Annotated in this window: 20 protein-coding genes and 1 tRNA gene; 12 read left to right on the forward strand and 9 right to left on the reverse strand. The window is 63.8% G+C overall.

What is annotated here, in order from left to right:
* Window positions 1-536 precede the first annotated feature (536 nt).
* The 3 genes from P9255_RS19395 (at window position 537) to dbpA (ending at window position 3783) form a co-directional block, all read left to right on the forward strand.
* A complete protein-coding gene (locus P9255_RS19395; protein WP_309790301.1) occupies window positions 537-2024 on the forward strand; it encodes a VWA domain-containing protein in 1488 nt (495 codons plus the stop codon).
* Between the two features lie 177 nt (window positions 2025-2201).
* Entirely contained in the window at window positions 2202-2396 is a 195-nt protein-coding gene (locus P9255_RS19400) for a hypothetical protein (RefSeq protein WP_309763642.1), read from the forward strand.
* Window positions 2397-2400: 4 nt separating this feature from the next.
* Window positions 2401-3783: an ATP-dependent RNA helicase DbpA gene (dbpA, locus tag P9255_RS19405; RefSeq protein ID WP_309763641.1), complete on the forward strand. Its 1383-nt coding sequence runs from the start codon at window positions 2401-2403 to the stop codon at window positions 3781-3783.
* Between the two features lie 460 nt (window positions 3784-4243).
* Here the strand turns inward: dbpA and P9255_RS19410 are convergent, their stop codons facing one another.
* Window positions 4244-5608: an MFS transporter gene (locus P9255_RS19410; RefSeq protein WP_309765369.1), complete on the reverse strand. Its 1365-nt coding sequence runs from the start codon at window positions 5606-5608 to the stop codon at window positions 4244-4246.
* A gap of 183 nt (window positions 5609-5791) precedes the next feature.
* On the opposite strand from P9255_RS19410, the gene P9255_RS19415 reads away from it, so the two are divergent.
* Entirely contained in the window at window positions 5792-6178 is a 387-nt protein-coding gene (locus P9255_RS19415) for a DUF488 family protein (protein ID WP_309763640.1), read from the forward strand.
* Between the two features lie 45 nt (window positions 6179-6223).
* Here the strand turns inward: P9255_RS19415 and P9255_RS19420 are convergent, their stop codons facing one another.
* The 4 genes from P9255_RS19420 to P9255_RS19435 form a co-directional block, all read right to left on the reverse strand.
* Window positions 6224-6901, reverse strand: a complete 678-nt coding sequence (locus tag P9255_RS19420) for a DUF799 domain-containing protein (RefSeq protein ID WP_309763639.1) — start codon at window positions 6899-6901, stop codon at window positions 6224-6226.
* 13 nt (window positions 6902-6914) lie between these two features.
* Window positions 6915-7280: a DUF4810 domain-containing protein gene (locus tag P9255_RS19425; RefSeq protein WP_309763638.1), complete on the reverse strand. Its 366-nt coding sequence runs from the start codon at window positions 7278-7280 to the stop codon at window positions 6915-6917.
* A 27-nt stretch (window positions 7281-7307) separates the two neighbouring features.
* A complete protein-coding gene (locus P9255_RS19430; RefSeq protein WP_309763637.1) occupies window positions 7308-7985 on the reverse strand; it encodes a CsgG/HfaB family protein in 678 nt (225 codons plus the stop codon).
* Window positions 7986-8307: 322 nt separating this feature from the next.
* A tRNA-Lys gene (locus tag P9255_RS19435) sits at window positions 8308-8383 on the reverse strand.
* A 147-nt stretch (window positions 8384-8530) separates the two neighbouring features.
* On the opposite strand from P9255_RS19435, the gene P9255_RS19440 reads away from it, so the two are divergent.
* Genes P9255_RS19440 through P9255_RS19450 form a run of 3 tightly spaced genes read left to right on the forward strand, consistent with a single transcriptional unit; the run spans window position 8531 to window position 10304 of the window.
* Window positions 8531-8938 (forward strand): PaaI family thioesterase, encoded by a 408-nt coding sequence (locus tag P9255_RS19440; RefSeq protein ID WP_309763636.1) that lies wholly within the window; start codon window positions 8531-8533, stop codon window positions 8936-8938.
* Window positions 8939-9808, forward strand: coding sequence for a patatin-like phospholipase family protein (locus tag P9255_RS19445; RefSeq protein WP_309790302.1), 870 nt, complete (start codon window positions 8939-8941; stop codon window positions 9806-9808).
* A gap of 19 nt (window positions 9809-9827) precedes the next feature.
* A complete protein-coding gene (locus P9255_RS19450; RefSeq protein ID WP_309763634.1) occupies window positions 9828-10304 on the forward strand; it encodes an OsmC family protein in 477 nt (158 codons plus the stop codon).
* Window positions 10305-10316: 12 nt separating this feature from the next.
* Here P9255_RS19450 and P9255_RS19455 read toward each other — a convergent pair whose 3' ends face one another.
* Window positions 10317-11333 (reverse strand): D-2-hydroxyacid dehydrogenase family protein, encoded by a 1017-nt coding sequence (locus P9255_RS19455; RefSeq protein ID WP_309765368.1) that lies wholly within the window; start codon window positions 11331-11333, stop codon window positions 10317-10319.
* Between the two features lie 472 nt (window positions 11334-11805).
* Here P9255_RS19455 and P9255_RS19460 point away from each other — a divergent pair, with 472 nt between their 5' ends.
* Together P9255_RS19460 and P9255_RS19465 are read left to right on the forward strand one after the other, a co-directional pair.
* Window positions 11806-13677: a phosphoenolpyruvate carboxykinase (GTP) gene (locus P9255_RS19460; protein WP_309790303.1), complete on the forward strand. Its 1872-nt coding sequence runs from the start codon at window positions 11806-11808 to the stop codon at window positions 13675-13677.
* A 209-nt stretch (window positions 13678-13886) separates the two neighbouring features.
* A complete protein-coding gene (locus P9255_RS19465) occupies window positions 13887-14975 on the forward strand; it encodes a LysR family transcriptional regulator (protein ID WP_309763631.1) in 1089 nt (362 codons plus the stop codon).
* Window positions 14976-15116: 141 nt separating this feature from the next.
* Here the strand turns inward: P9255_RS19465 and P9255_RS19470 are convergent, their stop codons facing one another.
* The 3 genes from P9255_RS19470 to dprA all read right to left on the reverse strand — a co-directional run bounded on the left by P9255_RS19470 (window position 15117) and on the right by dprA (window position 19613).
* On the reverse strand, window positions 15117-17774 hold the full coding sequence (locus P9255_RS19470; protein ID WP_309790304.1) for a DNA topoisomerase III: 2658 nt from the start codon (window positions 17772-17774) through the stop codon (window positions 15117-15119).
* Between the two features lie 159 nt (window positions 17775-17933).
* A complete protein-coding gene (locus P9255_RS19475; RefSeq protein ID WP_309763629.1) occupies window positions 17934-18311 on the reverse strand; it encodes a thioredoxin family protein in 378 nt (125 codons plus the stop codon).
* A 72-nt stretch (window positions 18312-18383) separates the two neighbouring features.
* Window positions 18384-19613, reverse strand: a complete 1230-nt coding sequence (gene dprA / locus P9255_RS19480; RefSeq protein ID WP_309763628.1) for a DNA-processing protein DprA — start codon at window positions 19611-19613, stop codon at window positions 18384-18386.
* A 201-nt stretch (window positions 19614-19814) separates the two neighbouring features.
* Between dprA and def the strand changes: the two genes are divergently transcribed.
* From def to P9255_RS19495, 3 genes are read left to right on the forward strand one after another with little or no spacing between them, the layout of a single operon-like run.
* A complete protein-coding gene (gene def, locus P9255_RS19485; protein ID WP_309763627.1) occupies window positions 19815-20318 on the forward strand; it encodes a peptide deformylase in 504 nt (167 codons plus the stop codon).
* Window positions 20319-20370: 52 nt separating this feature from the next.
* Entirely contained in the window at window positions 20371-21363 is a 993-nt protein-coding gene (gene fmt, locus P9255_RS19490) for a methionyl-tRNA formyltransferase (protein WP_309763626.1), read from the forward strand.
* Between the two features lie 34 nt (window positions 21364-21397).
* Window positions 21398-22045 carry a LysE family translocator gene (locus P9255_RS19495; RefSeq protein WP_309763625.1) on the forward strand — a complete coding sequence of 216 codons (648 nt, stop codon included), beginning with the start codon at window positions 21398-21400 and terminating at the stop codon, window positions 22043-22045.
* Window positions 22046-22121 lie beyond the last annotated feature (76 nt).

Genomic DNA, 22121 nt, shown 5'->3' on the forward strand with positions numbered 1-22121 from the left:
AAAATTCGTACACGAGTTCTCTGAGCTATCCTCGCCAGCAGGACGACAAGTAATCGCATCGAATGGACTTGCCTCAGTGGAGCGATGACTTGCCACCTCGCGCTCCCAACCGCATCAGCCTTCCAAGCCACCGCTCCCTGCGGCGTCGCAAGCCCCACGCGGCGCTAACGTCCCCGGACACGACCCGCCGCTATCCGTAACCACGTCTTCGTTTTTCAGACGATTCCGCTTTCCCATTCTGATGCTGCCCCGTTTAATCCCGGGTCGTTTCGCTTGCTGTCCTTCGAAAAGGCGTCGCAAGCGGGAATTCCGTCCGTGCAATGCCGGGCATCATTCTAGGAAGCATCGTGAGAAAAATAACTCGATACGGTTGGCTCGTTTGTGCGATCGTCACATGGCTGAGCGGTTGCGGCACGCAGCCGGCAGACAGGCAGGTCGCGCAGCAGCGAAGCGCTCTACCCCAGGCTCAAGTGCCACTTCCCGCTCCATCAGCGGTGCAAGCAGTAAGCCCCGCTCCGCCTCAGCCGCCTGTCATCATGGCGATGAAGCTTGTGTCGCCGCCCGCGTACGTCAGCCCCGCCGTGCAAGACACCGCACAATACAAACGCTACGACGACAACGGCATCAGGCAGGTCGCCGAGCATCCCCTGACCACGTTCAGCCTCGACATGGATACTGGCAGCTATGCCAACGTCCGGCGCTTCCTGAATCAAGGCCAAATGCCTCCCGCAGACGCCGTCCGCGTCGAGGAACTCGTCAACTACTTCCCGTCGGAAGGCGGCGCCGGCAAGCGGCTGGGCGATTCTCCTTTCGCCGTTGACTACGAACTCGCGCCTAGCCCATGGAACAGTGGCAAGACCTTGCTCCGCGTCAACGTGCAAGCGTTGAACGACGGCAAACAGTCCGTGCCGGCATCGAACCTCGTCTTTCTCGTCAACGTGTCCGGCTCCATGAATTCCGCCGAACGTCTGCCTTTGATCAAGTCCGCACTCAAGTTGCTGACGAGGCAATTGCGCGCTAAGGACACCGTCTCGCTGGTCACGTACGCGGACGGCACGCAGGTCGTGCTCGAGCCGACGTCGGGCACGGAAATCGACAAGATCGAAGCCGCGATCGATCGATTGGAGGCTGGCGGAGGAACGGCGGGCGCGTCCGGCCTGCAGTTGGCCTATCAGATGGCGCGACGAGGGTTCATCAAGCGCGGCGTCAATCGCGTGCTGCTCGCGACGGATGGCGACTTCAATGTCGGCGTCACGAGCACCGAGGCGCTGACCGACATGATCAAACACGAACGAGAGTCGGGCGTCACTCTGTTGACGCTGGGCGTCGGCGATTCGAACTTCAACGACGCGATGATGGTGCAGGTCGCGGACGCAGGAAACGGCAACTACAGTTACATCGATTCGCTGTCGGAAGCGAACAAGGTGCTGCACGACGAGATGCAGTTGACGCTCGTGACCGTCGCGAAGGACGTGAAAGCGCAGATCGAGTTCAATCCCGCTCAGGTGATCGAGTATCGCCAGATCGGCTACGAGAAGCGTCAGTTGACCAACGAAGCGTTCAACGACGACAAGGTCGATGCCGGCGATATCGGCGCAGGCAAACGCGTCACTGTGCTGTACGAACTAACGTTGAAGGGGCAACAGCCGAGCATCGATCCATCGCGCTATCAAGCGGACAAGCGCGATTCGGGCAGTCACGGCTCGGAACTCGCCTATCTCAAACTGCGCTGGAAGAGTCCGGCTGGCAGCCGCAGTAACCTGGTTTCACTGCCGCTCGACGAGACGGCGCTTCGCGCATCGTTCGACAGCGCTTCCAGCGAGACGCGCTTTCTCGCCGCGGTGGCCGCATATGGTCAAAAGCTGCGCGGTAATCCGGCGTTGACATCGACGCCGTGGTCTTCCATCGCCAAGTGGGCGAACGCGGCCAAGGCAAGCGATGAATTTGGCTATCGTGCCGAGTTCGTGAGACTGACGAAGCTCGCTGAGTCGTTGTCTCCAGTGACCGACCAAGTTGACCGATGAGCATCTGACATCGTTCGGGCCGGTGCGCGGGCGCGCGGCTATCGTCGCGCCCGCGCGCCAAGGCTGACCACGGACGCACCATCACGCAGTCGGCTTGCCCCCAGCCGGGACCGCACCATCGTCCGACCCGCGTACACTCTCGCTTTACCCCACTTCATCGCGCCACGCGCCCCCACCATGTTCACCTGCCGAAACCAGTCCTGCGGCGCAGACTGGAAGCTCTCCGACGTTGACATTCACAACGAAGGCCAGGGCCTGCTATTCCGCTGCCCGATGTGCGGCGCACGCAACTACGTGACACGCCACCAGACAAAGGAAGGCGAAACCACGTACGAGCAAGTCACCGAAATCCCGCCCTACGGCAAGCGCTAACACCATGACGACCGAATCATCCTTTGCCAGCCTGCCGCTCACGCCAGCGATGCAGGCCAACCTGCAACAACTCGGCTACACGTCGATGACGCCGATCCAGGCCGCCAGCCTGCCGCACGCGCTCGCGGGACACGATCTCATCGCGCAGGCCAAAACCGGCAGCGGCAAAACCGCCGCCTTCACGCTGCCGCTGCTCGCCCGGCTCGACGCCGCCCAGTTCGCGGTGCAAGCGCTCGTGCTTTGCCCCACGCGCGAACTCGCCGATCAGGTCACGCAGGAAATCCGCCGCCTCGCGCGCGCGGAAGACAACATCAAGGTGCTGACGCTATGCGGCGGCACGCCAATGCGTCCGCAAATCGCGAGCCTCGAACACGGCGCGCATATCGTCGTGGGGACGCCGGGGCGCATCATGGACCATCTGCAGCGGGAGACGCTCTCGCTCGATGCCGTCCGCACGCTCGTCCTCGATGAAGCCGATCGCATGCTCGACATGGGCTTCTTCGACGATATCGCATCGGTGGCGCGGCAATGTCCGAAGGATCGGCAGACCTTGCTGTTCTCGGCGACATATCCCGAAGGCATCGTCAAACTGAGTCAGCAGTTCCTGCGCAATCAGCGCGAGGTCAAGCTCACCGAGCAGCACAGCAACGCGAAAATCAAGCAGCGTTTCTATCAGGTCGAGGATCACGAACGGTTGCACGCGGTCGGCCTGCTGCTCGACCACTATCGCCCCGTCAGCACGCTGGCGTTCTGCAACACGAAGCAGCAATGCCGCGATCTGCTCGATGTGCTGCGCGCACAAGGCTTCGAAGCGCTGACCCTGCACGGCGAACTCGATCAGCGCGAGCGCGATCAGGTCCTCGTGCAGTTCGCCAATCGCAGCTGCTCGGTGCTCGTCGCAACGGATGTCGCCGCCCGCGGGCTCGACATCGCGCAACTGGAGGCCGTCATCAACGTCGATGTGACGCCCGATCCCGAGGTGCACGTGCATCGCATCGGCCGGACAGGGCGCGCGGGCGAGGAAGGCTGGGCGCTGTCGCTGGCGAGCATGGACGAGATGGGGCGCGTCGGTGCAATCGAGGAAGCGCAGCGGGCAGAAGTGGAGTGGCATCCGCTCTCGGAACTCACGTCGGCGGAACCGGGGCACCTGAAGCCGCCGATGGCGACGCTGCAGATTCTCGGCGGCCGCAAAGACAAGATCCGCCCCGGCGACGTGCTCGGCGCGCTCACCGGCGAGGCCGGCTTCAAGGGCGAGCAAATCGGCAAGATCAACGTGATGGATATGGTGACCTACGTCGCAGTCGAGCGAGGCGTCGCTGAGGACGCGGTGCGCAAGCTGGGCGCCGGGAAGCTCAAGGGACGCAAGGTCAAGGTCCGGCGGATGTGAGTCGCGCGGCGGCGCATGCTCGTGCGTGGACAGCGGCGGTATCCGCGAAAGATAGAGCCTTCGCTAACGATGAAAGCCCGCTCGACGATACGGCGCAGACGCGCGCCGCTAACCGTCACGCGCACGGCACGCGAGGGCGTTCATTCACTTCAGCGTCATCTGCTGGATCGACTTGCAAGCTCGCGCGGCTGATCCAGCGCTCTCCGCCATTGACACCCGGCGCAAGCGCGTACAACACGCGAGCGCTTCTGTTCACTCCAGCGTCATCTGCTCAGTCGCTTGCAAGTTCGCTCGACGACACGGCGCACGTCGCGCGACCGATCCGGCGCTTTCCGCCGGCGACACGCGGCGCAAGTCGCGAACGGTGTCGCGCGCACGGCACGCAAGCTCGCGCGGCTGATCCAGCGCTCCCCGCCACTGACACCCGGCGCAAGCGCGTGTAACCCGCCAGCGCTTTCATTCACTCCCGCGCCATCTTCACCGGCGCCTCGCTCCGATCACGCGTGACGAGCCGCAAGCCGCTCGCCACACTCGCCGCCCCCGCGAAGCCCGCGCCGAGCGAAAGCGCCAGCCCCGGCCCGTGCTTGCCCGCGATCCCGAAACACAACGCCACCAGCGCCGCGCCGAGCGCCTGACCAATCAGCCGTGCAGTGGCAACGACGCCGCTCGCGCCTCCGCTGCGTTCGCGTGGCGCGCTCGCCATGAACGCTTTCAGGTTCGGCGACTGGAAGAAGCCGAAGCCCGCGCCGCAAATCGACATGCGAATGCAGATATCGAGCGCATGTGGGTCCGCCGGCAGCGCCGCGAGCGACACCATTCCCGCGCAGAGAATGGCCAGGCCGATCCCGCCGAGCAGACCGGGCGGATAGCGATCCGAGAGGCGGCCGGCGATCGGCGCCATCAGCGCGACGAGCACGGACCAGGGCGTCATCAGGAAGCCGGTTTCGACCTGCGTCCGGCCGAGCACGCCCTCGAAGTAGAACGGCAGCGATACGAACGCGAGACCCTGCGCGGCGAACGAGCAAACGGCGGTCATCGTCGATAGCGCGAACATCGGGCGTCGAAAGAGATCGACGGGCAGCATCGGCGCGGGGTGTCCGCGCTCCCGACGCAGCATCAACGCGCCCGCGACGAGCGCCACGCCGAGCGACGCCAGCACGGTTCGCGACGGCGCGCGCTGCGCCGCTTCGCCCAACGCGAAAATCAGCGCCGCGAACGTGACCACGTTGAGCGCGGCAGCGACGCGGTCGAAACCATGCGCGCTGCGCTTCGTCTGCGGAAGCGCGGGCCACGCGATGAAGAGTGCGAGCGCGCCGACCGGCAGATTGACGGCGAAGAGCCACGGCCACGTTCCGAGCGAGAGCACGATCGACGCGACGGTCGGCCCGACAGCGAACGCGGTGCCGACGATCAGCGCATTCAGCCCGACACCGCGTCCCAGCCGATGCAGCGGAAAAATCGCGCTGATGAGCGCCGTGTTGACGCTCATGATCGCGCTGGCGCCGAGCCCTTGCAGAAGGCGCGCCGCGACGAGCGTCGGCAGCGACCACGAGAACGCGCAAACGGCGGACGCGATCGTGAACAGAATCAGTCCACCGAGATAAACCCGCCGATGTCCGACGATTCCGCCCAGCGCGGCAAGCGGCAACAGCGTGGCGACCATTGCAAGCTGATATGCGTTGATGATCCAGACCGACGCGGCGGGCGTCGCGTGAAGATCGGCGGCGATGGCCGGCAGCGCGGTATTGGCGATGGCGGTGTCGAGCGTCGCCATCGCGACGGCGAGCAGAAGCGCGGCCATGCCGCGGCGCTCGAGCGGGGTCATCGGCGCGTCGGGGTCGCGGGGCGTCGGGGAAGCGGTATCGGCGGACACGTTCGGTTCCGTAGTTAAGCGGAAGGAGAATAATGCGACACGATACGGGAAGCCGAAGCATCGCGCTCGACGATGCTTTCATCGGCATATCGGCGGCGGTTATGCTGTGCCGACGAGATCGGAAGGAGACAACGAATGGCGATTCGAATCGTGCGGCTCGGCTCACCGCGCGCGGACAACGAGGGCTTGCGTATCGGCACGGTTCGCCGTCCGCCGCGCGGCGTGCCGAAATCCGAGTTCGCGAGCCGCGATTTCTATGACGTGTGGTATCCGAACCTGTCGCCGTCGGCCGAACTGGTGGCGGAGGCGTTGCACGCGGAAAGCGACAAGGCGTGGCGCGACTTCGTGAGGAAGTTCAAGTCGCAGATGGCGGAGCCGGACGCGAGCAAATCGCTGGATCTGCTGGCGGCGCTTTCGCATACGGCGAATCTGTCGGTGGGGTGTTACTGCGAGGACGAGGCGCGATGCCATCGGTCCGTGCTGCGGGAACTGCTGGCGAAGAGGGGAGCGGAAGTGCTGTGACGAAGGCGGGCGATGGACGCATGAACGGCGTCCATCGCCAGCGCTTTAGTCGGTGCCGAACTTCGGCGAGCGCGGGCCGTAAAGCAGCCCGGTCTTGCCACCTGTCGCGAGCAGTCGCTGGCTCGTGAGGCCGGCGACATCGAAGGACTTGTCGGTCAGCGAATTCGTGATCTGCTTCGCGACGCCCTGAACGAGTATGCCGACGAGGCTGCCGTTGCCCATGCCGACGTTGAAGCCCGTTTCACTGCCGTTCGCCGTCGCCGTTCCCTTCCAGAGTTCGTCGCCGGAGCGCAGGTCGACCAGCTTCGCATTTGCAGCGACGACCGTCTTGCTGTCGATAACGACGAACTTCGAGCCGTAGCTGGTGACGGTCGTGTACAGGGCGGCATCCGCGCCGAAGATTTCGCGGAGCTTCGCGGGCGCGGTGTTCTGGATGTCGGTCGGCGTGGTCAGGCCGTTGTGCTTGAAGGTTTCCTCCATCTCGGCTACGGGCACGACGTAATAGCCGCCTTCGGCGAGCGGCATCGTCATTTGCGCCAGCATGCCGTGCGTCGCGTTGATATCGGATGTCTGGTTGACGGGCGGCAGCACGAGAATCGAGTGCGGCTTGCTGTTGCGGAATGCCGTGTAGTCGGCTTGTTGCGGTGCGCGCGAGGCGCATGCGCTCAGCATCAGCAATGCGGCGAGCATGGCGAAAAGCCGGCGTGAGAAATTCATGGTCATGGTTGGTCGGCGCTTACTTGAGATGGCTCAACAAAAAGTCCATATACACGGACGACTCGGGGAACTGTTCTTTCTCGGCGGTCAGTTCCTGGCGCGCTGAATCGGTTTGGCCGATGCTTGCGTACAGCGTGCCGAGATGCGCGTGGAAGCCCGGCGGCAGCGCCTTGCCCTTCGCGAGGATCTGCTGGCGTGCCTTCTCGAGCGCGTCGATCTGCTCGGTCGGGCTCTTCTGAGCCTTGAAGTATTCGTAGACCTGCGGCTGATAGCCGTCCCATTGATACAGCGGCGCAGCGCCCTGCGTGGCGCAACCGGTCAGCAGCGCGCACGCCGCCGCGACCGGCAGCGCGAGGCCGGTCAGAAAGTGATTCTTGTGAAGCATGTTTGAATGGACTGGTGAGTGATGCGGTTACTTGGCGGCTTCAAGCGCGCCGGCGTCGACTTTTTCGACGAGGTGATTGACTGCTTCCTGGACCGCCAGATCGAGGACCTTGCCGTTGAGCGTCGAGTCGTAGCTCGCGGTGCCGCCGAAGCCGATGACTTCGCGGTTCGACAAGCTGTATTCGCCCGCGCCCTGACTGGATGCGACGACTTCGGAGGTGGTCGTATCGACGATATTGAGACTGACCTTCGCGTAGGCGACTTGGGTCTTGCCGCTGCCGAGGACACCGAACAGTTGATGATCGCCGACGTCCTTGCGGCCGAATTCCGTCACGTCGCCGGTAATGACGTAGTTGGCGCCTTTCAGCGCCTGACTCTTGTTGCCGATGGCGGCTTCCTGCTTGATCTCGCCGAGGTTGTCGCGGTCGAGCACGGTGAAGCGGCGGCTCTGCTGCAACGTCGTTTGCAGGATGGTCTTTGCCTGGCTGCCGACGCGATCGACGCCATCCGAAAAGACGCCGCGCATGTAGCTCGAGCGGTTATCGAATTTGCCGATGGAGACGGCAACGGGCTTGCCGGCGTACGGCGTGCGCGCGCTGCTCACTTCGGGAACCGGCAACGAACGCGATGCTTCTGTCGCGCAACCGCTCAGGACTGCAATGACAGAAGCGGTGATGAGCGCTGTGCGCGCTTTGATTGACTTCATGGATTGGCCTCTGGAAAGACGCCGTCGGTTCGATGTGGTGCAGCGTTGCTGGCCGATGGAAAACTGTTGATGAGCAGTTGATCGGCTCGCTTGTCTGACTCAAGACGGCGAAGGGAGGCGATTGTCAGGCGATTCGAGGAGGCGAGGGGTTCGGACGGGTCTGAAAAACCCGGCGCGGGCGGGTGCGTCGGTAAAGAAGGGAGCGGAGGGATGGAGAGCCGTCGACCGAGACAGTTTCGCTAAGGCAGGGGCCGAGGGTAAGAAGACATGCCGGAAATGAAAAAGGCCGGTCAGCTTTCGCTAACCGGCCTTTCGAATTCTTTGGTGGGGCGTGAGTGACTCGAACACTCGACCTACGGATTAAGAGTCCGCTGCTCTACCAACTGAGCTAACGCCCCAACAGAAGCGAAATTATAGCGGGAGTATTTCGAAAAGCGCAAGCGTCTATCGCGAAAAATTTTGCGCTCGCGATGACGCGCGGACCGCAAGGCACGCAGGCCCGAGCCGGTATCATGACGCCTCCACTCACCGCACGAGCCAAACAAATGGACGAAGCCGCCATCCGAGCGTTGCTCGACGAGATCCTGGCGCCCTGGGTTCGCGAGTTGTCGCTTGCCCCCGAATCCATCGGCGATGACTGCGTCACCCTGCGTCTGCCATATTCGGCGCACCTGCGGCACGCAGGCGGCGTGATCTGCGGCCAGGTCTTTATGGCCGCCGCCGATACCGCGATGGTCGTCGCCATCTCACACACGATGGGCGGCTTCTCGCCGATGACCACCGTCTCGCTCAACACCACATTCATGCGCCCGGTGAAATCCGGCGACGTGCTCGTCACCGCGCGCGTCATGCGTCGCGGTCGCAACCTCGTGTTCGGCGAAATCGACATGCACGACGCCAGCGGCGACCTCGCCGCCCACGCCACGACAACCTACGCGCTCCTTAGCAAATAAATGTTCGATCAGGTCGTATTCGCCGGCGGCGGCAATCGCTGCTGGTGGCAAGCCGGTTTCTGGGACGTCATCCAGCCGGAATTGAAGCTCAGGCCGCGCATCATCGCGGGCATCTCGGCGGGCGCGGCCACCGCGTGCATGCTCTACACGAACGACGCGCGCCGGGTCATGGACTACTACGCGCAAGCCCTGCGCGGCAACACGAAAAACGCGTACTGGGGCAACCTGCTGCGCGGGCAGTCCGTCTTCCCGCATTACCGCATCTATCGGCAGGCGCTGCTCGACATCTTCGCCGATCGTTTTCACGAGCTGGCTTCCGCGCCGGAGATCCGCATCGGCGTATCGCATTTGCCTCGCTGGCTCGGCGCGCGCAGCGCGGTCGCGGCGGGGCTAATCGCGTACAACATCGAAAAGTACGTGCGCAAGACGCTGCATCCGACGCTCGGTCAGGCGCTCGGCTTCCATCCTGAATTCGTGCGGGCGCAGGAATGCGCGACGATAGAAGACCTCGCCGATCTGATCCTGCAATCGTCGAGCACGCCGCCTTTCACGCCGATCCTCCGACGCAACGGCCGCCCGGTTCTCGATGGCGGCATGGTCGACAACGTCCCGGTCTCCGCGCTCGACGCATCACCGGGGATGGTGCTCGTCATGGTCACGCGGCTGTATCCGCGCGAGCGCACCTTCGTCGTGCCGCATGGCGAGCAGCGGCGCATCTACGTGCAGCCGTCGCGCAAGGTGCCGATATCGAGCTGGGACTATACGAGCCCGTCGCAGATGCAGCATGCTTACGACCTGGGCCGCGCGGATGGCGAAGACTTCCTCGAACGCCTTCCGCGACTGATGCAGACCGCATCGCACGTTGCTTAGCGGAACAAAGGAGCGCGCCGTGTCGAAGCAGCACACCTACGAACTCACCATCGCATGGACGGGCAATCGCGGTTCCGGCACGTCCGCCTACGATGCCTACTCGCGCGATCATGTCGTGCGCGTCGCGAACAAGGCCGCGATCGAGGCATCGAGCGATCCCGCGTTTCGCGGCGATGCCGCGCGCCACAATCCGGAAGAGTTGTTCGTAGCGTCGCTGTCGTCGTGCCACATGCTGTGGTATCTGCACCTGTGCGCGGTCAACAAGATCGTCGTGACCGGCTATGTCGATGACGCCGTCGGCATCATGCAGGAAGACGCCAACCGAAGCGGCCGCTTCGCCGATGTCATGCTGCGCCCGCGCGTGACCATCGGCGCGGGCGGCGATACGGCCCTCGCGGCGCGCCTGCACGAAGAGGCGCACCGCTTCTGCTTCATCGCGAACTCGGTGAATTTTCCGGTGCGCTGCGAACCGTCGATCGACGTGTCGACGGCCTGACGCAGCCTGCGCTTATCGGCGGCGCGCGTGTTGCAGCGCTTCCGGATTCGACACGCTCGACGTATCGCCGGCATCGAACGCGAGAATGTTGCCGAACGCCGCGCTGAAGTAAAGCTCATAGCTCTCGCGCTCCACGTAGCCGATGTGCGGCGTGCAGATCACGTTCTCCATGCGCAAGAGGCCGTAACCCTGAAGAATCGGCTCGCTTTCGTACACGTCGACCGCGACCATCCCCGGCCGGTTGTGATGCAGCGAGTTCAGGAGCGCGTTCTCTTCGAGCAGTTCGGCGCGGCTCGTATTGACGAAGAGGGCGGTCGGCTTCATTCGCATCAGATCATCCGTCCGGACGATGCCGCGCGTTTCGTCGGTCAGGCGCAGATGCACGGTCAGCACGTCGCTTTGTTCGAAGAGCGCATCTCGGCTCTCAACGACAGCGAAGCCATCCTCGCGCGCCGCCGCCAGCGAATGCTCGCGGCCATGCACGAGCACGTTCATGCCGAACGCCTTGCCATAACCCGCCACAAGCTGGCCGATCTTTCCGTAGCCCCAGATGCCGAGCGTCTGCCCGCGCAGCATTTGCCCGAGGCCGAAGTTCGGCGGCAGCGCCGACGTCTTCAGCCCCGACTGCTGCCACGCGCCCTGCTTCAGATTCGCGACGTATTGCGGAATGCGCCGCTGCGCGGCCATGATCAGCGCCCACGTCAGTTCGGCCGGCGCGACCGGCGATCCGGTCCCTTCGAGCACGGCGATGCCGCGTTCCGTACATGCGTCGATATCGATATGCCCGCCGCCCGCGCGGCCCGTCTGGCTGATCATGCGCAATTTCGGGCATTTATCGAGGAGCTGCGAACTGATGCGCGTGCGTTCGCGGATCAGCACCAGCGCATCCACTTCCGACAGTCTGCTAGCCAACTGTCCGAGTCCACGCACCGTGTTATTAAAGACTTTCACTTCGTGATCATCGAGAAGATGAAAGCAGTCGAGCTTCCTTACGGCGTCCTGGTAGTCGTCGAGAATGGCGATTTTCATGGGCATTGATTGGCTTTTTGTAGGCATCAAACGTGCTGCATTATCTGTTCGACTCGCGTAAATGGAGCGGATTAACTTCGGGTAATTACCGAGAAAACCGCTCTAAATCTCACGAAATGGATCTTCGCTGCCCGACATCAAGGCGGCGCGGCATGACGGTGTTATGCTGATTTCCCGGTTTCCGGGCAGACGATTGCTTGGAAAACGAGAAAGCGCGGCGCCATTGCGGAAAACACGGTAATCCGCAAGGGGACAGGCCGCTTAGTATCTCTTTTTAACAGTTTGTTCCTTAGCGACGCAAGCCGCCACGGCCCAGCGTCGCAGGGATCAGGCCCGATGACGCCGCAATCGGCAACGGAACCGTCTTTTGTGCGACGAATTACTCCCGAAATGCACGGCGGTTCCGGCCCCAACGCCTCTCGCATGCAGCGTCCGGGCTCACGGTTTTCATTGCAGAAACGGAGACAGCTCGATGAACCAGCCCGCAGTAGCCGAAGAAAATAAAAACAACGTCGTCGATGTAGGCGCGCCGGCCCATGTCCGGCACCGACGATTGATCGAATGGGTTCAACGCGTCGCCGCGCTGACTAAACCCGATCGCGTCGTCTGGTGCGACGGCACGCAAGCCGAATACGACCGCCTCTGCGAACAGATGGTCGCCGCCGGCACGATGAAGAAGCTCAATCCCGCGAAACGCCCCAATTCCTTTCTGGCCTGCTCCGATCCCTCGGACGTCGCGCGCGTCGAAGACAGAACGTTTATCTGCTCGGAGCGCGCCGAAGACGCAGGCCCCACGAACAACTGGATCGACCCGCAGCAAATGCGCTCGACGCTCGACGGCCTGTTCGAAGGCGCGATGCGCGGCCGCACGATGTACGTCGTGCCGTTCTCGATGGGCCCGCTCGGCTCGCCGATCGCGCATATCGGCGTCGAGTTGTCGGACAGCCCGTACGTCGTCACGAACATGCGCATCATGACGCGCATGGGCCGCGAGGTTTACGACGTGCTCGGTGAGGAAGGCGAATTCGTGCCTTGCGTGCATTCGGTCGGCGCACCGCTCGTCGATGGCCGCAAGGACGTGCCCTGGCCGTGCAACGACACGAAGTACATCGTGCATTTCCCGGAATCGCGAGAAATCTGGAGCTTCGGCTCCGGCTACGGCGGCAACGCGCTGCTGGGCAAGAAGTGCTTCGCGCTGCGCATCGCATCGACGATGGGCCGCGACGAAGGCTGGCTCGCCGAGCACATGCTCATTCTCGGCGTCACGTCGCCCGAGGGCCGCAAGCATCACGTCGCGGCGGCGTTTCCGTCGGCGTGCGGCAAGACCAACTTCGCGATGCTGATCCCGCCGCAAGACCTGAACGGCTGGAAGGTGACGACCATCGGCGACGACATCGCGTGGATCAAGCCCGGTAAAGACGGCCGCCTCTACGCGATCAACCCCGAAGCCGGCTACTTCGGCGTTGCGCCGGGCACGAGCGAAAAGACGAACTTCAACGCGATGGCGACGCTCAAGGAGAACGTGATCTTCACGAACGTCGCGCTGACCGATGACGGCGACGTCTGGTGGGAAGGCATGACCGACTCGCCGCCCGCGCATCTGATCGACTGGCAGGGCCGCGACTGGACGCCCGAGCTCGCCAAGGAAACCGGTGCGAAGGCCGCGCATCCGAACGCGCGCTTCACGGCGCCGGCGTCGCAATGTCCGTCGATCGATCCGGACTGGGAAAACCCGGCAGGCGTGCCGATCGACGCGTTCATCTTCGGCGGACGCCGCTCGACGACCGTGCCGCTCGTCACCGAGGCGCGCGACTGGAAAGAAGGCGTCTACATGGCCGCGACGATGGGCTCCGAAACCACCGCCGCCGCCGCCGGGCAACAGGGCGTCGTGCGCCGCGATCCGTTCGCCATGCTGCCGTTCTGCGGCTACAACATGACCGACTATTTCGGTCACTGGCTGAAGATCGGCGAACGCCTCGAAGCGCTGAACGCGAAGGCGCCGAAGTTCTTCTGCGTCAACTGGTTCCGCAAGGGCGACGACGGCAAGTTCGTCTGGCCGGGCTTCGGCGAAAACATGCGCGTGCTGAACTGGATGGTCGGCCGTATCGAAGGCACCGCGAGCGGTGAAGAGCACGCGTTCGGCATTTCGCCGCGTTACGAGGACATCGACTGGGGCGGGCTCGACTTCACGCGCGACCAGTTCGAGCAGGTCATCTCGGTAAACGACGCCGCCTGGCGCGATGAACTCGCGCTGCACGACGAACTGTTCAGCCGCCTGCAGCGAGGGCTGCCGGACGCGCTGCCCGAAGCGAAGGCCGGCATGGAGAAGCGACTGGCCGCGTGATGCTTCAACCTTGTGCATCGCTCGTCGATGCAACGTTCTGAAAGGCGGTCGGCGGGAAAGGTATCTTCCCCGCCGAGCGCGCTTCGTCCACGATTTTTTTCGAAAAGGCAATCGCCAACCGCAACTTCTGCACGATTTCGCCAGTCCTAGGATAATTCTGAATTGCCTTGCAGCAGAATTGTGAGCCGCCTGGCGGCAGGAGTTGTCCCATGGATCATTTGCAGTCGATGAGAGTGTTCGTCCGCGTGGCCGATCTCGGCAGTTTTGCCAGGGCCGCGAGCGCGATGGACATCTCGAACGCGGTCGCGACGCGGCACGTCGCGGATCTCGAAAGCCGCCTCGGCACGCGCCTGCTCAATCGCACCACGCGCAGCCTTTCGCTTACCGAATCCGGTCAGGTCTATCTCGAGCGAGCGCGCCAGATTCTCGATGAACTCGAGGACGTCGAACAGATGGTCGTCGCGCGCAATCATGAGCCGCTCGGCTCACTGCGCATCGTCGCGCCGGTCGTGTTCGGTCTTCACAATCTCGCGCCCGTCCTGCAGACGTACGCGCAGCGCTATCCGAAAGTCATCCCCGATGTGACGCTCGTGGACCGCCAGGTCGATCTGGTGGAGGAAGGTTTCGATGTCGGCATCGTCATTGCGCGGCAGGTGAAGAGTGCGAGCGTCGTCACGCGGCGGCTGACGACCGGCTGCATGACCGTCTGCGCCACGCCGGCGTACCTGGAAAAGCACGGCACGCCGACGCGGCCGGAACATCTGCTGGAACATCCGTGCCTGAGCCTGCCGTCCGAATACTGGGGCGACGAACGCGTGTTCACCGGCCCGGAAGGCGAGGTGCGCGTACGGCCGTCGAACGTGATCATCGCCAACAATACCGAGATGCTGCGGCAGTTTGCGCTGCTCGGCATGGGGATCGCAATTTTGCCGAGCTACCTGATCGGCAACGACATGAAACGCGGCCAGCTGGTGCGCCTGCTGAGCGACTATCAGTTGCCGCAGGTCGAGATCAACGTCGCGTATCCGAGCCGGCGGCATCTGCCGGCGAAGGTGCGGACGTTCATCGATCACCTCGTCGAGCATTTCAGCCAGACGCCGAATCATCAGCTTGGCGAGCAATGGATTCGCGACGGCATGGGCAAGCCGGCTGCCGGCAGCGCGCAGTACGAGCCTGCCGATGAACCGCAAGCGCCGCCCCCCGCGCCGCGCTCGCGTTCGATGGACGGCGAACTGGGACCGAAATTGTCGAAGCCGTCGCGGACGCGAGGGCGGGTGCCGGCGGCGTCGCCGTTTTAGTTTTTTCAGCTGAGACAGGCCCGCAAGATTTGCTTTCGCGGGCTATGTGCTTCCTGGCTGGCGGCAGCAGAAAAAAAGCCCGCGAATCGCTTCGCGGGCTTCGTGCTTTCGATCAGGGACGTTTAGCGCGGCGGCGCGCTATCAACTTGCCTTCCGCGTCGCAGCCTTCTTCGCAGCCGCCTTTTTTGCCGGCGCTTTCTTCGCGGCTACGGTCTTCGTCGCGGCCTTCGCGCGCGTCGTCTTCGCGGCTACGGCGACATCGCTATCGCCATCGTCGGCGGTATCGGTCTGCGGCTCCGCAGCGGCCCCGCGCTTCGCCGCCGTTTTCGCGCCCGGCTTGGCTTCCTTCTTCTCGAACTCGAAGCCGATCTTTCCGTCAGGCTGCTTGACCAGAAACGCCTTGAAGTTGCGCCCGGTCCGCGACGATTTGAAATTCGTCAGCAGATCCGTGCGGCCGCCGTTCAGCAGCTTTTCCATCTGCTCGCGTCCGATTTCCTGTTGCAGAATGACCTTGCCGGAGCGGAAATCGCAGGTCTTCGGATTCGCGACGGAGTTCTCGCAGACGTAGCTCATGCCGTGCTCGAATACGCGCGACTGACACTTCGGGCACGCGCCGACCGGCGTCTGCTCCGAGAAATCGGGCGGTTCGCCGTCTTCGCCGCCGGTGTCCTGACCGAAGTCGAATTCCAGCTTGAAGTTCTTGATTTCGTCGTCGAACGAAAGCTTCAGGATGGCCGAGAACGGACGCCCCATCTTGCTGCGGAAGCCGGAAAGCGGCCCGATGGTTTTCTCGCGCAGCAATTCCTCGACTTCCGGAATCTCGAACTGACGCCCGCCCGGAATCTTCGAAATCGAAAATTCGCACTTCGTACAGGCGAACCGGCGATAGTTCTCCTTCACCTGCGCGCCGCAATGAGGGCACGGCGTTTCCAGCGTCGCGTAATCGCCGGGGATGGTGTCGGAGTCGTACTCCTTCGCACGCTTCACGATGGTCTGCGTCATGCGCGCAATTTCCTGCATGAACGCATCGCGATGCAGATTCCCGCGCTCCATCTGCGACAGCTTGTGCTCCCACTGGCCGGTCAGTTCCGGCGCGGTGAGCTCTTCAACGCCCAGGCCGCGAAGAAGCGTCATCAACTGGAACGCCTTGGCCGTCGGAATCAGCTCGCGGCCTTCGCGCACCATGTACTTCTCGCCGAGCAGCCCTTCGATGATCGCGGCGCGCGTCGCCGGCGTGCCGAGACCCTTCGCGGCCATCGCATCCCGCAGTTCTTCGTCTTCGACGAGCTTGCCCGCGCCTTCCATCGCCGAGAGCAGCGACGCTTCGTTGTAGCGCGCGGGCGGCTTGGTCACGAGCGCTTGCGCGGCGACCTTCTCGACATCGACCTTTTCGTCCTTCTGCACCGGCACGAGATTGCCGTCTTCGCCCGCAGCTTCGCGGCCGTAGACCTGCAGCCAGCCCGGCTCGACGAGCACCTTGCCTTCCGTCTTGAAGTGATGCCCCGCGACTTCGGTGATGCGCGTCGTCACCAGGTACTCCGCCGCCGGGAAGAACACCGACAGGAAGCGCTTGACGACAAGGTCATACAGTTTCTGTTCCGGCTCCGACAGCGCTTTCGGCGCCTGCAGCGTGGGGATGATGGCGAAGTGATCGCTGATCTTCGAGTTGTCGAAGATGCGCTTGTTCGGCTTGACCCAGCCCTTATCGAGCACCTGCTTGGCAAACGGCAGGTAGTTGTTGCTCTCCTTCAGCATGGTCAGCGTTTCCTTGACCGTGCCGAGGTAGTCCTCCGGCAGCGCGCGGGAATCCGTACGCGGGTAGGTCAGGACCTTGTGCTTTTCATACAGCGCCTGCGCGAGGCCGAGCGTGTTCTTCGCCGAGAAGCCGAAGCGGCTGTTCGCTTCGCGCTGCAGGCTCGTCAGGTCGAAGAGCAGCGGCGACATTTGCGTCGACGGCTTCGACTCTTCGGTGACGATGCCGGTCTTGCCGCGACACGCCGCGACCACCGATTCCGCCGCCGCGAGGCTCCAGAGGCGCGAGTCGCGCTGCTCGGGATCGTTCTCGACGCGCTTGAACTTCGGATCGAACCAGCGGCCCTCATAGATACCCTTCGCCGCGATGAATTCGGCGCGCACTTCCCAATAGTCGCGCGGCACGAAGCGGCGAATCTTCTCTTCGCGTTCGACGACGATGGACAACGTTGGCGTCTGAACGCGGCCAACTGTCGTCAGGAAGAAACCGCCGCCCTTGCTGTTGAACGCGGTCATCGCACGCGTGCCGTTGATGCCGACCAGCCAGTCGGCTTCGGAACGGCAACGGGCGGCGTCGGCGAGCGGTTGCATGTCGGCGTCGCTGCGCAGATGCGCGAAGCCTTCACGGATGGCGGCGGGCGTCATCGACTGGAGCCAGAGGCGCTGGACCGGCTGCTTCGCCTTCGCGTGCTGCGCGATGAGGCGGAAAATCAGCTCACCCTCGCGCCCCGCGTCGCAGGCGTTGATGAGCCGGTCGATGTCCTTGCGTTTCAGCAGCTTCGTCAAGACCTTCAGCCGCGATTCGCTTTTCGCGATCGGGTTCAGGTCGAAATGCGGGGGGATGACGGGCAGGTTCGCGAAGCTCCATTTACCGCGCTTGACGTCGTATTCCTCCGGCGCGGCGATTTCGAGCAGGTGGCCGACCGCGGACGAGAGGACGTAGTCGTCGCTCTCGTAGTACTCGTCATGCTTCGTGAAGCCGCCCAGCGCGCGCGCGATGTCGTTCGCGACGGAGGGCTTCTCAGCGATGATCAGGGCTTTGGACATGACTCAATAGGGTTGTGGTCTGGCAGCGGCCCCGTTTGGACCGCATAACGACCGCTTTATAGCACAGGCTTTGCGCGATGCGCGCCGAGGCGTCGATAAGGACGCTTACCGAACCGGCGGTTTCCGACCGTTTCGGGTCCCGCAATGCCCCGGTTTTGTCTACGCGGCAGCAAGCGCCGGACGCAGCTTCGGTGCGCCTGCCATGTTCGGCAGCGCGGTCAGGTCGGTGAGCATCCGCTCGACGATCGACACTTGCGGCAGCACCGTGCCAAAGAAGCGGGTCGTGACCGAATCCTCGATCAGAATGGTCGGAAAATTCTCGACATCGAGGTCGTCGAAACGGTCTGCATGATTCTCGATGTCGATCCACGCGAAACAGATGTCCGGATGCGCGGCGGCGAGCCTGTCGAAGCCTTCGCGATACTCACGGCACGTGCCGCACCACTCCGCGCACAGGCATGCGACGAACAGCGTGCCGGACTCGGCGATGCGCTCGGCGATTTGATCGGCATCGGTATCGAGATTGAGCGCGGACATGGCGTTTGACGAATCCTTCGTGGAGCGGGGGCGTGACAGGCTGATTTTCCGCGAATGTAGCACGAGGCGAGTTCACGAGCGTTCGAGGGCGGCGTATCGACCGCCCGGCAGCGCTGTCGCCACGCCCGCCAGTTCGAGTTGCAGTAGCGCGGCCTGGATCGCGGCTCCGTCGAGACCGGTCCGCGCGGCGAGAATTTCAAGCGTCGCGGGCGCGTGACCGAGCGCGGCGAGCACGCGTTCGGCGTCGGCGGGCGGCTGAGCCCCGGGCAGCCGCGCCGATGCCCACGACGCGCTCGCCGGTCGGGGTTTCAGGTCTGCCGTGCGGCCGCTTCTGCGTCTGCGCGCAGCCGGAAAACCGAACTCTTCGAGCACGTCTTCGGGCGTTTCGACGAGCTTCGCGCCTTGCTTGATGAGCCGATGACAACCCTGCGACAGCGGCGCGTGAATCGACCCCGGAATGGCGAAGACGTCGCGCCCCATTTCGTTGGCGAGCCGCGCGGTGATGAGCGATCCGGAGCGCATCGCTGCTTCCACGATCAGCACGCCGCCCGACAATCCCGCGATCAGCCGGTTGCGCTGCGGGAAGTTCGCCGACCGCGCGGGCGTGCCGAGCGGCCATTCCGACACGATGGCGCCGCCGCGGACGATCTCATGCGCGAGGGTGTGATTCTGCGCCGGGTAGACGAGATCCGCGCCCGTGCCGATGACGGCGATGGTCCCCACGCGACCGTCGAGCGCCCCGCGATGCGCAGCCGCGTCGATGCCGAGCGCCATCCCCGACACGACCGCCAGCCCCGCGTCGGACAGCGACCGCGCGAAACGGCGCGCGTCCTCGGCGCCTTGCGGCGAAGCGTGCCGGCTGCCGACGATCGCCACGGCGCGGGTCTGAAGCACGTCCAGCCGTCCTTTCGCGTAAAGCAGCGGCGGCGGGTCGGGCATCGTCAGCAGCGCTTGCGGATAGTCCGCGTCGGCGAGCGTCAGTATCCGGTTGCCCGGCTCCGACAGCCATTCGCAGACCTGTTCCATATAGTCATCGAAAGACACGCCTTCGATATCGCCGGGCGGCGCGACGACGGCGTTCGCCGCGTTCTCGCCGGCAACCTGCGCGAGCGACGCGAAACTCTCCGACAACACTTCCAGTGGCCCGCCGAACGCGCCGAGGAGCGTGCGCAACGCCAGCGGCCGCAGCCCTTTCGCATGCGCGAGACGCAACCACGCGCGCAGTTCGTCGGCATCGGCGCCGGACGGCGGGGCGACGGTTTCGGGAGCGGCGGTATCGGTCGGCAGGGTGGCGGTCGTCATGTTAAGATTTTTAATCCCGTACATATAAAAAATCGTCGCCCGGCCGCGCTTTCCGGACCGTAGCGACGCTGTCCGGCCGCTTGCCGGCGGCGTTGAATCCGTCGGATTCGCCCGCATATCTTCGGCATGCCGCCAACTACCCGCAACCTGGCCGAATGGCCGACTTCACACGCGTCGCAGCGCGCGTAGATAATCCGAATCATGGCTCTGCTCAACATACTCAACTACCCGGACAAGCGGCTGAACAAGGTGGCGAAGCCCGTCGCCGTGGTGGACGACCGCATCCGCAAGCTCGTCGCGGACATGGCCGAGACCATGTATGCCGCGCCCGGCGTCGGCCTCGCGGCGACGCAGGTGGACGTGCACGAGCGCGTGATCGTCATCGACGTGTCGGACACCCACGATCAGTTGATGGTGTTCATCAACCCGGAGATCGTCTGGGCGAGCGAAGTCAAGAAGGAGTGGGAAGAGGGCTGCCTTTCGGTGCCGGGCATTTACGATTTCGTCGAGCGTCCCGACAAGGTTCGCGTCAAGGCGCTGAACGAGAAGGGCGAGACGTTCGAACTGGATTGCGAGGGCCTGCTCGCAGTCTGCATCCAGCACGAGATGGATCATCTGGCGGGGCACGTGTTCGTCGAATATCTGTCGACGCTGAAGCAGACGCGCATTCGCGGCAAAATGAAAAAGCTCGAAAAAGCGCTTTAAGACGCACTGGATTCACGTTTTTTGCTGGTAAGCCTGAAGGTAGTTTTCATCGATGACTCAATCGCTGCGCGTCGTTTTCGCCGGTACACCTGAATTCGCCGCCGCCGCGCTTGCGGCCATCCATGCGGCCGGATTTACGGTTCCGCTCGTGCTGACTCAGCCCGACCGGCCCGCCGGACGCGGCATGAAGCTGACCGCGAGCCCGGTCAAACGCTTCGCGCTCGAACATGGGCTGACGGTCGCGCAGCCGACATCGCTGAGGCGCGCGGGCAAGTATCCGCAGGAAGCAGCCGACGCCATCGACCTGCTGCGCGCCACGCCGCACGATGTCATGGTCGTCGCGGCTTACGGGCTGATTCTTCCGCAGGAAGTGCTCGATATTCCGCCGCGTGGCGCGATCAACATCCACGCGTCGCTGCTGCCGCGCTGGCGCGGAGCCGCGCCGATCCATCGTGCGATCGAAGCGGGCGACACCGAAACCGGCATCACGCTCATGCAGATGGACGCCGGCCTCGACACCGGCGCGATGATCCGCGAAGCGCGCACCGTCATCGGTCCCGACGACACCACTGCCACGCTGCACGACCGTCTTGCGGAAATGGGCGCGAACCTGATCGTCGCGGCTTTGCGCGATCTCGAACGCGACGGCTCGCTCCCGTCGATACCCCAGCCCGACGACGGCACGACTTACGCCGAAAAAATTGCCAAGCACGAAGCGGCGCTCGACTGGCGCCGGCCGGCTGAGGAACTCGTGCGGCAGGTGCGGGCCTTCGACCCGTTTCCGGGCGCGGCGGGAATGCTCGGCGATGCGGCCATCAAGATTTGGGCCGCCCAGCCTCTGAGCGGCGTGAGCGGCGAGCCGGGCGCGATCGTGGATGTATCGCCGGAAGGGGTGGTCGTCGCGTGCGGCAGCGGTGCACTCAGGCTCACGCAGTTGCAAAAGCCTGGCGGCAAGCGTCTGCCGGTGCGCGAGTTCCTTGCCGGCGCAGCTTTGTCGAAAGGACAGCGGTTTGCCGTTCAGGGCGATGAGCGCGGCTTAGAATAAAGAGATCGCTCACAAGCCCGCCTGGAGGCTTCTCATGCTTGGCATCACCGGTTTTGCCTTCTTCCTGGTCGCGGTTTTCTTGCTCAACGTCACGCCGGGGCCGGACACCGCTTACATCGTCGGGCGCAGCGTCGCGCAGGGACGAGGCGCGGGCATCGTTTCCGCACTCGGCATTTCGGCGGGCTGCATCGTGCACACGCTTGCTTGCGCATTCGGGCTGACGGCAATTCTCGCGGCATCCGCGACGGCGTTCACTGTCGTGAAGATCGCGGGCGCGATTTATCTCATCTATCTCGGCGTACGGCTGATTTTCGCGAAGCACGAGGACATCACCGACGCCGCCAGTGCACAGCCCAGCGCGAAGTCCGCGCCGAAGTCGCTCCGCCAGCTTTTCACGCAGGGCTTCGTCACCAACGTGCTGAATCCGAAGGTAGTGCTGTTCTTCGTCTCGTTCTTCCCGCAATTCGTCGCCGCCGACAGCCAGCACAAAACCCTCGCGTTTCTCGCGCTCGGCCTCGTGTTCATCGCGATGAGCACGGTCTGGAACAGTTTCGTCGCGTGGATCGCGGGCAGCGTCACCGAGCGGTTCTCCGGCAAGCCCGGCGTAAAGAAGTGGCTCGATCGCGGCGTGGGCGGTGCGTTCGTCGGCCTCGGCATCAAATTGGCGACGTCGCACAGATAGTTGAATTATTCGCGGATGACCCTATCTAACATTTTGCTTACAATGGCTGTCCCGGCCGCCTAGGTCGGGACCACCG

It is taken from the genome of Caballeronia sp. LZ019, from assembly GCF_031450825.1.
GTDB lineage: Bacteria > Pseudomonadota > Gammaproteobacteria > Burkholderiales > Burkholderiaceae > Caballeronia.